The sequence below is a fragment of the Cyanobacterium sp. uoEpiScrs1 genome, from assembly GCF_947331815.1.
Lineage (GTDB): Bacteria > Cyanobacteriota > Cyanobacteriia > Cyanobacteriales > Microcystaceae > Rippkaea.
The window spans coordinates 1,087,509-1,099,844 of the sequence record NZ_OX373462.1; the positions used below are offsets into that span (position 1 = coordinate 1,087,509).

Consider the following 12,336-nt stretch of genomic DNA (forward strand, 5'->3'; position numbering starts at 1 on the left):
TACTATATAAGTTTACTTATATAGTAAAAATATTCAAATAATACTTAAGTATAAAATATAGATTTAGATAGAACTAAAGTATATAAGATATGAAATTAAAATTAAAATACTAAATACTATTTCTGGATAAAATATTAACTGTAATACCTAGAATTACTTACAGCTTTATAAAGAATTATTTTACAAACAATCTTTTAAGCTTATAAGACAAGGTGTATTTTTAATATATAAAGACTACTAAAATATAGCAAAAACAGCGTATACTAGTTAATATAATATTATTATTTTATTCAAACAATATATTGTTTGAATTTACCATTTTACTTGATTATCAAATTGATATTATTTGTGCTAAGAATATTAATTTATATTAAAAATATTAATTTGTGTTAACCTATCAATAGACTGCATAACTATAAATTATTTTGAAAAAAAGTTTATAGTATAGTTCTGCGATATATTAGTCTTTATTTATTCATGTCTTGTATCTGTCTTATATTTTATTTTTATATTAGGTTGATCTCTGCTCTTTCTAAAATATTTTAGAAAGAGCAGAGATCATAGATCGTGTTTTACAAGTCATTAGTTATTATTGATAGTAGTTCTAGTCTTAAATACTGATTTATGAAAATAGGAATTATCGGACTGGGTTTAATTGGGGGATCATTAGGGTTAGAATTACGTGATCACGGACATACCATTCTAGGAGTTTCCCGCAAAGAAAGTACCTGTCAACAAGCTATAGAAAGGGGAATAGTTGATGAGTCCAATATTAGTCTGCAATTACTCAGTAATGCAGACATCGTTTTTATTTGTACTCCCATTGGACTAATTATTCCTATATTGGAACAGTTAATTTATCATTTGAAGCCAGAGACTATTGTTACTGACGTTGGTTCAGTTAAAATGCCAATTGTAGAACAAGGTTCTAGGTTATGGGATAAATTTATTGGAGGACATCCCATGGCTGGAAGTGCAGAACAGGGTATAGACGCAGCACAAAAGAATTTATTTAAAGATAGTCCCTATGTTATTACACCAACCCAAAACAATCTTTCTAAAGATGTTGAGACACTTAAAACTATAGTGAATGAACTGGGAGCAAAAATTTACACTTGTACATCAGAAAATCATGATTATGCGACTGCTTGGATCTCTCATTTACCAGTTATGATTAGTGCTAGTTTAATCAATGCCTGTTTAGCAGAAGAAGAAAATTTGACTTTTAAATTAGCTCAAGCTTTGGCTAGTTCAGGATTTAGAGATACCAGTAGAGTTGGTGGGGGAAACCCTGAATTGGGAATCATGATGGCACAATACAATCAAAAAGCATTATTGCGGTCACTCTCAGAATACCGTAAACAGTTAGATCAGATTATTAATCTAGTTGAAAATAAAGATTGGAAAAGATTAGGCTATCTATTAGAAAAAACTAAGCAAGGAAGAATTGATTTTTTATAAACAAGCTCGGACAAAAATGAAATAAAAATAATACACTATAAGAATTTAATTATTTTTAGCTGATTAGTATTTACCTTTATGAAATATTTGCTGTTATCATCAATAACTAACAAAATATATTATTGTTATAAATGTAGATCAAAAATCATAATTGCTCATAAAAATCTCTTGATAGCTTTAAACAGTAATTAATAATAATTAAAGATTTCAAACTAATTAATCTTTCTGGTATCCTATAAAAATAAATCCAGCAAAGTAGTTAGAAAAAAAATCAGAGCTCTTTCAAGGAAACCTGTACAGTAGATCAAAGTTATTTTTGCCGATATCATAACTGACATAAACGATTTGGATGAGTACACTAACTTTGACATTATCTCTACTTGACTTTGCCTCTAAGTTCCCTCTGTTAACCACAGTGACTGAAAGTGAGGCTGATGGCGCATTAGTTTTAGCAAGTGCTCTTTTGAGTTTAGTGGTTATTTATTTTGCCAGTAAACTCGGAGGGGAAATCTGTTTCCGGATAAATCTTCCCCCTGTATTAGGGGAGCTCGTTGGAGGTGTGGCTGTCGGAGTTTCAGCTCTAGGTTTATTAGTCTTTCCTGAAGGGGGGACAACTGCCAACGACTCAGTCCTCATGCAATTTTTGCAGCTAGCTGTGGATTTAACCCCTGAAGGCGTACAAGCCATATTTTCGGCTCAAGGAGAATTCATTTCTATCTTGTCTGAATTAGGGGTCATAATTCTACTATTTGAAATCGGTTTAGAATCGGACTTAAAAGAATTAATTCGTGTTGGACCCCAAGCAGTGATTATCGCCATTGTCGGTGTTGTTACTCCGTTTATTTTGGGGACATTAGGGTTAGTTTATCTATTCAACGTTCCCGTAATTCCTTCTGTTTTTGCTGGGGCTGCTTTAACTGCTACTAGTATTGGAATTACAGCAAAGGTGTTAGCCGAAATTGGACGTTTAAGTTCCTCAGAAGGACAAATCATTATTGGAGCGGCTGTTTTAGACGATATCCTAGGAATTATCATTCTGGCAGTTGTGGGTAGTTTAGTTAAAACTGGTGAAATTCAAGTAGTCAACCTTATTTATCTTGTTCTCAGTGCCGCGGCCTTTTTAATAGGAGCTATTTTAATTGGCCGATTATTAAGTCCTCTCTATGTTAGATTAATTAACGAGATGAAGACTAGGGGGCGACTTCTGTTAGTTTCTTTAAGTTTTGCTTTTGTTTTATCTTACATCGCCCAAGTGATTCAACTTGAAGGAATTCTTGGTTCTTTTGCAGCCGGCTTGATCCTTGCAGAAACGGAAAAACGTAAAGAACTTGAAGAACAGATTGTTGCAGTCTCTGATATTTTTGTGCCGATTTTCTTTGTCTGTGTGGGGGCAAAAACAGATTTAAGTGTCTTAAATCCAACTATTCCTAGTAATAGAGAAGGGTTAATTATCGCAGCTTTCCTAGTTACTGTGGCGATTATTGGTAAAGTGGTCACTGGATTTACTATTTTTGGACAACCTCACCTGAACAAACTCGCCATTGGTGTTGGTATGATTCCGCGAGGCGAAGTAGGATTGGTGTTTGCTGGAGTAGGGTCTGCGAGTGGAGCACTAACTCAGTCCACCGAAGCAGCTATCATTATGATGGTTATCCTAACAACATTTATTGCTCCTCCTTGGTTACGAATTGCTTTTAAAGAGCTAGTTCCCACAGCCAAAGAAAAAGAACTCAGTTCCTAACAAAGACTATCAAGGTTTGTTAACAATATATTTAAGTTATCCGAAACCTAAATAAGAGATTTTACGTCCTTTGGATTTGGTGGAGCAAGCCTTTACAACAATAAATGGCACCTTTGATTATTAATGGGACAGCTTAAACCGCTAACTGGAGTAAGTGAGGAGAATCTCTTTTCTTGATCACTTAGATCTATGTGATGTATGTCGTCAGTGTTAAAAAATTAGGTAAAACAAAGTCAAACTACTAAAACTTCTAATTTATCTGTTGTTCAACTCTATAAATCTCTTTAACCGACGTTCAGTACCACCCCCAGACTCAACGAGAGAATCGTTATAATCTCTTAAACCCGTCCGACAGCCACCTTTGTGTCACAGGAGCAATCATTGTGAGATTTCACTGGCTATTACTGAGTATCCTAAGTACATTACTGTTTGCCCTCCCAGCACAAGCAGGAAGGCTTTTATATTGGCGTTTTGAGTCAAACGATAATCGCTTAGTTTTTACCACTGACTCTCAAGTTCAACCTAGAGCTCAATTGATTCCTAATCCAACTCGTGTTGTTCTTGACTTACCTGGAATTATTTTAGAGCGTCCTAGTGTTAACCAAACTATTGGGGGAACGATCAAAAGTGTTCGAATAGGACAGTTCAATACTCAAACTACCCGATTAGTAATTGAACTAGCCTCAGGATATACTCTCGATCCTCAAAAGGTTACAGTCAAAGGAATTTCTCCTACTCAATGGACTGTAGATCTTCCTACACCCCAACGAATTGCTCGTCCATCAACTTCTACCTCTTTACCTTCTGGTTCTAACCCCGCGCCTCTTCGTCCTCTCTCTAGTCCTTCAATTCGGACTTCTAATGATTTTCAAGTGACTCGTAGTGGACTCTTCATTAGGCTAGAACGCAATGGAAGTAACAGTCAAATTCAAGTGAATCGTAGTGATGATCGAAAAACTATTGAATTTATTTTGCCAGAAGCGTCCCTTCCCCAATCACTGCTTAACCAAACTCAGTCAATCAATAAGTATGGAGTCAGTGAAATTCGATTTGAGCAAACTAGAACTTCACCCCCAGAAGCTCGCATTACGATGTGGGTGGCTGAAGATAGTCCCAACTGGCAAGGCTATTATTCCAGGTTAGGGGGATTAGTTCTTCTACCTAAAGGAGGTATTTCTCAAGTCAGAAATTTAACTTCTCCTGATCTGCCGACTAACGATAATCCTAGTAACTCGGTTTCTCTGAGTCAACTGCCAACTATTTCTGCAATTAAACTGACTAACAACAATACTCAACTGTTAATTCAGTCTAATAAACCTATTAAAGGAAATGGTAATCTTAACCGGCTTACAGGAGTGTACACTATTAATATTCCAAATGCCCAACTAGCTGAACCGGTAGTCGACCCACAGTTGGGGAGAGACAGTCCCATTTACGAGTTAAAAGTTCGTCAACTCGATCCTAAATCGGTAGAAATTTTAGTCAAGCCATCTTTAGGGATTCGCTTTGGGAGGCTTAATCAGCTTAATCAGCAGATATTAACTTTAGATGTTCATTCCTTGCGGGACCTAACTGTTAGCCCTGGGACTAAGCCTATTAACATTCTACCTCCTGCAAATGCATCCGTACCTCCAATCACCTCTTACCCTTCTAATTCCCTTTCCAGGGTTCCTAAGGGACAGGTTCTTGTTGTTATTGACCCCGGCCACGGAGGGAAAGATCCAGGAGCAGTAGGAATCAGGGGATTACAGGAAAAAAACATTATTCTTCCCATTTCTTTAGATGTTTCTCGTTTATTACAAGAGCAAGGGATTCAAGTTGAATTGACCCGCAGTGCAGATTATTTTGTCAGTTTACGAGGACGGGCTGATTTAGCTAATCGAGTAGGAGCTGATATTTTTGTGAGCATCCACGCTAATGCGGTTGGTGGTGGTCGTTCTCACGTTAACGGCATAGAAGTTTTTTATCATGGACATCGAGATTTATCAGAAGCTATCCACAACAGTATCGTCCGTAATGTTAATGTTGATGATCGTGGGGTGAAAAAGGGGCGGTTTTATGTTCTAAGAAAGTCAATGATGCCAGCTTCCTTAGTTGAAGTCGGCTTTGTCACGGGGACTGAAGACAATCGTAAATTGAGTGATCCTGCTTATCGTCTGAAAATGGCTAAGGCAATTGCCCAAGGAATTTTGGATTATATCCAACGAAAAAGACTTTAAGATATATTTATCTTACCAAAATATATTTACTTCTCTGAAGATTCTGTGTTTCAATTATGAACAACTCAAAGTGTGGTGTGTTAAATTGTCTATGAATAACGTTCAAGATAGTCCCATTGGCGTTTTCGATAGTGGCGTAGGGGGACTGACTGTTTTGCGGGAACTTTACCAACAGTTACCCCGAGAATCAATTATTTATTTTGCAGATACCGCTCGCTTGCCTTATGGAAATCGTCCTGGAACAGAGATTTTAAAATTTGTTCGGGAAATTCTCATCTGGATGGCTCAACAAAATGTTAAGATGGTCATCATGGCTTGTAATACTAGTTCGGCCTTAGCATTAGAGACCGTTCGCAGTGAATTCAGTTTTCCAATTTTAGGAGTTATTCTGCCAGGAGCAAGAGCCGCAGTCAAAATAGGTCAACGTATTGGGGTAATTTCTACCCCGGCAACGGCTAAGAGTGGTGCTTACCGCCAGGCAATTCAAGAAATTAATCCTAACGCTCAAGTATGGCAAGTAGGGTGTCCTGAATTTGTTCCTTTGATTGAACAAAATCGGATTTATGATCCTTACACGAAACAGGTGACTCTACGGTATGTAAGCCCACTACTGGATCGTAACATTGATACCTTAATTTACGGATGTACCCATTATCGCCATCTTGCTCCCATTTTTCATGAGATTATTCCTCCAACTGTTAACCTTGTCGATCCTGCAAGTTTTGTAATACAGTCGGCTGAAAAAGAGTTGAAATTAATGGGTTTATACCGTAATCGCAGTGCTCACCCCACCCGTTTTTATGTCAGTGGTTGTCCTAACACTTTTTCGAAAATTTCTCAACAATGGTTAGGTTACTGCCCAGTTGTTGAGCCAGTTTCTCTTCCAAAAATAGTAAGGTCTTCTTGGGCTCGGGAAGAAACGGAAGTTCTTGAATAAAAAAGGATTGGCTTATGAAAATACCTTTATATACACTTACCAATCCTAGACAGATTAGTCAATCTTCTTACTCGACATTCATCACTCGATTGATTAATTATTGTTTATAAATCTATTTATCCTAAATCACGACGAGGTGGAAACATCCACTTTTCCGTCCGCTTAGCAAGGATGAGTAATCCGTAAATCATCAATAAATAGAGAGCAGCGAGAAGCACAGTAATCACAGGCATTTTTCGTTATTGGTCTTTTGTTGCTAAGGTGGACATGGAAGTAAAGTCAATGACGTCAGTGGTCATGATAGAGTCGTCTGGATATTTAACGCCTTAAGGGTACTACCGTTAAGCGATAGCAGGACAAAAACAAACATTCCCTCTTTTCTCTTTGAGGATATTTGCCTCCGAGAGTAAACGGGTTTAAAGATTTATTTAGGATAAACTTAGGTCAATCTCCCCCAATTGCTCGACACTCCATAAACCATTCGAGTCAACATGTCTAAGTAACTAGTTGGACAAGGAATTCAGCTGAATCATACTGACATGAACTTCCTCAGTTAAGGAGATACTTCTGAGGAGTTTGACAATTGAGAAGAGAGGAAATCCTTAAAAACCCTTATTATTTAGGCTAACATAAGAGATTAGGTTAGGTTAGTTTTTTTAAGGGATTTTACTGAATTAGCTAAGGTATTTAGTCAAAAAAGTAGACGACTTCGTTTCCTTGTCTGGAAAGGTTGGCTTATTATGAATATAAGGATATGTAAACTTTCGTAACTGATACGCCAGGTTTGGCTGACCCATGATAACAAGTACCTCTCTCTTTGCTACTGTTGACGACGATCTACGCCTCCTAACCGATAATCTTAAACAGTTGGTCGGAGCCCGCCATCCAATCCTAGGGGCAGCAGCTGAACATTTGTTTGATGCTGGGGGAAAACGTATTCGTCCGGCTATTGTTCTTTTAGTTTCACGGGCGACTTTGTTGGATCAAGATCTGACTCCTCGTCATCGTCGGCTAGCGGAAATTACTGAGATGATCCACACGGCAAGTTTAGTTCATGACGACGTGGTCGACGAAGCCGAATTACGTCGTAACGTCCCCACTGTTAATAGCTTATTTGATAATCGCATTGCTGTCTTAGCTGGCGATTTTTTGTTTGCTCAGTCTTCTTGGTATTTAGCTAATTTAGATAACTTAGATGTGGTTAAACTATTATCTAAAGTTATTCGTGATTTTGCTGAAGGAGAAATTCTCCAAGGAATTAATCGCTTTGACACCAGTCTTACCCTAGAAGCTTATTTGGAAAAAAGCTTCTATAAAACAGCTTCACTAATAGCCAATAGTGCTAAGGCAGCTGCGGTGTTAAGCGAGACTTCACCTAGTGTTAGGGAACATCTTTATGCTTACGGACGAAACCTAGGACTAGCCTTTCAAATTGTCGATGACATTCTAGATTTTACAACTCCAACAGAGGTTTTAGGAAAACCAGCAGGTTCCGATTTGATTAGTGGTAATCTTACTGCTCCTGCTTTATTTGCTATGGAGGAAAATCCATATTTAGGAACTTTGATTGAACGAAAATTCAGTGAAAGAGAAGATATGGAAAAAGCCTTATCTATTATTAATCAAAGTCGAGGAATTGAACGGTCACGGGAGTTAGCGTCCCGTCATGGATACCTAGCAGTTCAACATCTTTCCTGTCTCAAAGATTCTCCCTCTTACCAGATTTTAAAAGACTTGATAGACTATGTGTTGAGTCGTCTTTACTGATTTTCTTAACCTATTGAAAGTAAACCTCTTCTCTTGGTTCTTTGATTATCATTTAGGTCAAATTTAGGTCGAATATTTTCTAAGAGTGGACCCGCAAAATTAATTAAAGACGGCTTGTTGATGGAGCCATGGCTACTTCCTTCTCGTGATAACCTAATATTATAATTATGTATTAATCCTTCTATGTTATGTTTGAATTCTAAGTCTACAAAAGTTAAATTTTAGTGGATTCAACAAAAGAATTGTGGGTGATAACTAGCTAATTGGTTCAAGGTTAAAGATCTAAGTCAAAGTCTATAACAACGTATTTTGCCCTTATCCTAAGAGCATGAGTTTAGTTCTAATAATTATTCCACTTTTTAATATTTGTTTAGGGCTATCTATTTAGTTCCATTAATTAGTGCAAGGAAGTGATTTAGGGATCGATTAGAAACCTAAAAATTGCTGGCAAGACTCGTCCCCGATGCTATTATATCAACCACTCCCTTCAGATTTTCTTTAAGAAAGTACTAGTTAACTAGTTGGAGAACCACCGTCATCTATTGGCGCAGACTCTTCTGGAGCTACAGTAGACTCTCCTATCGGAGCTGCTACTTTGACCATGGCATGGCGTAATACCTGTTCCCCTACAAGGTATCCCCGCACCAACTGTTCGATTACTGTTCCTTCAGGATAATCATTAGTACATTCTCTTAACATAGCTTCGTGATATAAAGGATTAAAGGGTTCTCCTTCAGGACGCATAGGGGCTACACCTAAACGTTTAAGACTCTCTACAAGATTTTTATAAACTCCTTGATAGCTTTTATGAATTCCTAACTCTCCATCGTTAGCAGGTTGGATTTGTCCTCTTGCCCGTTCAAAGTTATCAACTACCGATAGTAATTCACTGATAGTACGGCACTTAACTTGGATTTCCAATTCTTTTTTCTCTTTTTCAGTTCTTTTGCGGAAATTATCAAATTCTGCTGCTAACGTGACGTAACGTTTCTTCAGAACCTCGGACTGTTGATCTTCTTTTGTTAGTTTTTCTTGTAGGACTTCCACTTCCTTAGTTAGAGTGGCTATAATCTGTTCTGAAGTAGGTTCTTCCTGAACAGATTTAAGTTCAGATGTTACCGATTCTGCTGTTACTGATTCTAAATCAGCAATCTCGGAGGTTATTGTTGATTTTAGTTTGTTAGTCGCTTCGGTTTGGGTTTCTACGGAATAACCACCAATATTTTTTGATGATTCAGAAGTTTCTAAAGTTTTTCCTAGCTGCTGTTGCTCGTTGTTCATAGTAAGTTTTCTAAATTCCTATAGAGAAGATCAGACTCAATGGTCTCTTGTCTTCTTTTAAGGATCATATTTTTTTGAGGTATCTTCTTACCAGTATAAAGGACTCATTGTGACATTCTTGAGAAGTTACTATCTCAAGTGTAAACTCGAGATAGTAACCTCTTTGTCCTTATAAGTTTTTATTAATAGAATGACGCATTATCAAGTAATTAAGACAACAAAAGCTCCTACCCCTGTTGGTCCTTATAATCAAGCGATTGCTGCTAATGGTAAGTTTTTGTTTCTGGCTGGGCAAATTGCCTTAAGTCCTGAAACAGGAGATATTGTTGGGCAAGGAGATATTGTTCTACAAACTCAACAAGTTATGGCTAATATTAAGGCAATTTTAACTTCAGCTAAAGTAAATTTGAGTAATGTAGTTAAAACAACTGTTTTTATGAGTGATTTAAGTGAATTTAATTCTATGAATCAAATTTATGCTCAATATTTTGATGAGTTGACTGCTCCAGCTCGTTCTTGTGTGGAAGTTTCTCGTTTACCAAAAGATGTATTGATAGAAATTGAATGTATTGCAGTTATTGATTAAAATCTATTCAAGATATTATGAAAAAAAAAAATTAAAAAAATCATATTATTCTAACAAAATTTTCCTATAAATTTGAGTACAAATATGAAGATTTATAATTAATTGAGAGATATCATTATTTTTGTTTTGTAACATAAACAATAACAACATAAAAGTAGAAACTTAAGACTCAATTAAAATACCAGTAATTTAAGTAAAAGTATTAGTAGAGATGTACGGATAATACTTCAATTGACAAAAAACTTCTCTACTAGCTATGATTACTTTTAATATTTAACTGTTTTGAATATATATATTTACTTGGGTAGTATCATGCTAAAAATAAGCATTGTTTATCAAAAATATAAAAAATTATAAAATAGATTCTAATTAACAACATTAATTATTAATGCACTTAAGAACTAATTTTGCGTAATTATTATCTATTACAGACTCATAAAAATTCAAATTATAAATTTTTTAAGAAGTCTAAACAGCCATTCTATGTCAATTTCGTGTAAGATCAAACTTTGGAGATAAAATTTCTGTCAGTAATAATTATGCCAGCTAAAGTCAAAAAAGGATCTTTTGTTCGTACCGTACGTGACAAACTTGAAGATAGTTTGGAAGCAAAATCCAGCGATTCACGGAACCTTCCTTCCTATATTTTTAAAAGTAAAGGGGAAATTCTTGAGTTAGACGATGAATATGCACTTGTTAAATTTTATACCCCAGTTCCGAATATTTGGTTGCGTCTCGATCAACTAGAATTGGTAGATTAGGGTTTATTTACCTGAAATATAATATAAATCCCTCTTGTTTTTTCGTATCTTGATATAGGCAATATCGGCGGAACTTTAGCCTGACTTACTTGTAAAAAAAGCCCGCTGATGTTGTCTCTATTAATATTATCAAAATCATCGAAAGTTGACTTCAAAAAATAGCCCTTAGTGTTGTGGTTGTCTAAAGTCTTAAATGACACGATAGTTAAAATATCAATAAGTATAAAATTATGGTTATCAACATATAGTTATTAATTTTCAAAAACAACGGTAATATCTTTGATTGTTTGAATACATTTTGTAGAAATACAAAATGTATTCAAACAATCAATTACAAGTAAGAAAAACTTACATTACATTTATGATTTTCGTCTCTATTTAATCTTTTTAAAAAATATTGAAAATAAAATTAGGACTCACTCCCAATTCCTATTTATGGGGTATCATAATGTTTAATTAGTTTTAAATATTACTTTGATGAAGTAATAAAAAACTCCAAATATCATAAATAATTATGTCCGTATATAAAAAATAACTATATCTCTTAAGATTGGAATTCGATAAACTATAATCAGTGTATAACAGAGGACTAATCGTGAATAATATATATTTACCGTTTACATATTACAACGAGAAAATCTTCATTCCAGTAAGTCTCCTATCCTTGACTTGAATAATTTAATTAATGAGAAATGTAATTATGTTATCTTCAATCCTCCTCCTGAAATAAACAATCTCCATCCTCTTTATGAGTAGTAGGAGGAACTATTGGAATAGTTCCATCAACTACTTTTTTGATAGCTGTTTTAGGATCAGTTTCACTGGTAATATAAACTGTAATTCCCCGACGACTTAAACGTTCTGTCAATCCTTCTCCTGCTTCTCTGGTAATTAACACCATCTCATTAACTCGATGGGGGGTAATATCATCAGTATGAAGATCATGAAAAGTTGGTTCTGTATCAGGAATTTCTAACTTTTCTAGTAAAGTTATTTCACCCTCCTTATCAATTTCATATACCAAAAATCTGCGAGCACGCCCAGTCTTACCTGTAATAGTCTGAAAATTTTGACTAACAACAGCAATCTTCATTAGATTTTTTCTCCAGAGTCTATAGTGGTTGACATCTTAACATAAAATTCTAATGAAGATTCAATAAGAAAGATAATGTATAATAAGAGATTATGGAAAAGATTATCCTTGTAATTAATTAAGCAAAGACAGATTATTAAGGGTGATACTAATAATTTAAATAGTTATACTTTATTTATTAAACTAGGTTGATATTTAGTTGAACAACTGAAGCTATTAGCTATGTAAATTACTTTTTGATATAGCTCAAATATTTAAATTATTAGTATCAATTATTTTTCCTAGTAGAAATCAGTCTTTTTTGTCAAAAAACTATCTATTAGTGTACTAGCTGCGATAATATAGTTTCTTTAAAAAGGGATTATATTATATTTTTGTAGAGTAATTAGATTCTTATATCAATAACTAGTTATTGTAATTATCGCTATAAATCAATAATTAAATATCAGATTTTTTGGTAATTTTATAACCACCTAATTGGGAAAAAAGT

Annotated in this window: 9 protein-coding genes; 7 read left to right on the forward strand and 2 right to left on the reverse strand. The window is 35.1% G+C overall.

The annotated features are described in order from the left end of the window. The first annotated feature begins 624 nt into the window (after nt 1-624). From OXU93_RS03730 to sds, 5 genes are all read left to right on the forward strand, one after another. Entirely contained in the window at nt 625-1,461 is an 837-nt protein-coding gene (locus OXU93_RS03730; RefSeq protein WP_267384548.1) for a prephenate/arogenate dehydrogenase, read from the forward strand. 349 nt (nt 1,462-1,810) lie between these two features. Beyond that, entirely contained in the window at nt 1,811-3,202 is a 1,392-nt protein-coding gene (locus OXU93_RS03735) for a cation:proton antiporter (RefSeq protein WP_267384549.1), read from the forward strand. 383 nt (nt 3,203-3,585) lie between these two features. Next, on the forward strand, nt 3,586-5,421 hold the full coding sequence (locus OXU93_RS03740) for an N-acetylmuramoyl-L-alanine amidase (RefSeq protein ID WP_267384550.1): 1,836 nt from the start codon (nt 3,586-3,588) through the stop codon (nt 5,419-5,421). A gap of 91 nt (nt 5,422-5,512) precedes the next feature. Beyond that, nucleotides 5,513-6,358, forward strand: a complete 846-nt coding sequence (gene murI, locus OXU93_RS03745) for a glutamate racemase (RefSeq protein WP_267384551.1) — start codon at nt 5,513-5,515, stop codon at nt 6,356-6,358. A 795-nt stretch (nt 6,359-7,153) separates the two neighbouring features. After that, entirely contained in the window at nt 7,154-8,125 is a 972-nt protein-coding gene (gene sds, locus OXU93_RS03750; RefSeq protein WP_267384552.1) for a solanesyl diphosphate synthase, read from the forward strand. A gap of 513 nt (nt 8,126-8,638) precedes the next feature. Here sds and grpE read toward each other — a convergent pair. Next, nucleotides 8,639-9,406 carry a nucleotide exchange factor GrpE gene (gene grpE / locus OXU93_RS03755; protein WP_267384553.1) on the reverse strand — a complete coding sequence of 256 codons (768 nt, stop codon included), beginning with the start codon at nt 9,404-9,406 and terminating at the stop codon, nt 8,639-8,641. A 190-nt stretch (nt 9,407-9,596) separates the two neighbouring features. Here grpE and OXU93_RS03760 point away from each other — a divergent pair, with 190 nt between their 5' ends. Then, nucleotides 9,597-9,992, forward strand: coding sequence for a Rid family detoxifying hydrolase (locus OXU93_RS03760; protein WP_267384554.1), 396 nt, complete (start codon nt 9,597-9,599; stop codon nt 9,990-9,992). A gap of 539 nt (nt 9,993-10,531) precedes the next feature. Further along, nucleotides 10,532-10,753: an NAD(P)H-quinone oxidoreductase subunit O gene (locus OXU93_RS03765; RefSeq protein WP_267384555.1), complete on the forward strand. Its 222-nt coding sequence runs from the start codon at nt 10,532-10,534 to the stop codon at nt 10,751-10,753. Between the two features lie 709 nt (nt 10,754-11,462). Here the strand turns inward: OXU93_RS03765 and OXU93_RS03770 are convergent. After that, nucleotides 11,463-11,846, reverse strand: coding sequence for a NifB/NifX family molybdenum-iron cluster-binding protein (locus OXU93_RS03770; protein WP_267384556.1), 384 nt, complete (start codon nt 11,844-11,846; stop codon nt 11,463-11,465). Nucleotides 11,847-12,336: the final 490 nt, after the last annotated feature.

Excerpts from the sequence above, each read along its gene's own strand:
- OXU93_RS03760 (WP_267384554.1), top strand. The coding sequence starts at position 9,597 with ATGACGCATTATCAAGTAATTAAGACAACAAAAGCTCCTACCCCTGTT.
- grpE (WP_267384553.1), bottom strand. The coding sequence starts at position 9,406 with ATGAACAACGAGCAACAGCAGCTAGGAAAAACTTTAGAAACTTCTGAA.
- sds (WP_267384552.1), top strand. The coding sequence starts at position 7,154 with ATGATAACAAGTACCTCTCTCTTTGCTACTGTTGACGACGATCTACGC.
- OXU93_RS03735 (WP_267384549.1), top strand. The coding sequence starts at position 1,811 with ATGAGTACACTAACTTTGACATTATCTCTACTTGACTTTGCCTCTAAG.
- OXU93_RS03730 (WP_267384548.1), top strand. The coding sequence starts at position 625 with ATGAAAATAGGAATTATCGGACTGGGTTTAATTGGGGGATCATTAGGG.
- murI (WP_267384551.1), top strand. The coding sequence starts at position 5,513 with ATGAATAACGTTCAAGATAGTCCCATTGGCGTTTTCGATAGTGGCGTA.
- OXU93_RS03765 (WP_267384555.1), top strand. The coding sequence starts at position 10,532 with ATGCCAGCTAAAGTCAAAAAAGGATCTTTTGTTCGTACCGTACGTGAC.
- OXU93_RS03770 (WP_267384556.1), bottom strand. The coding sequence starts at position 11,846 with ATGAAGATTGCTGTTGTTAGTCAAAATTTTCAGACTATTACAGGTAAG.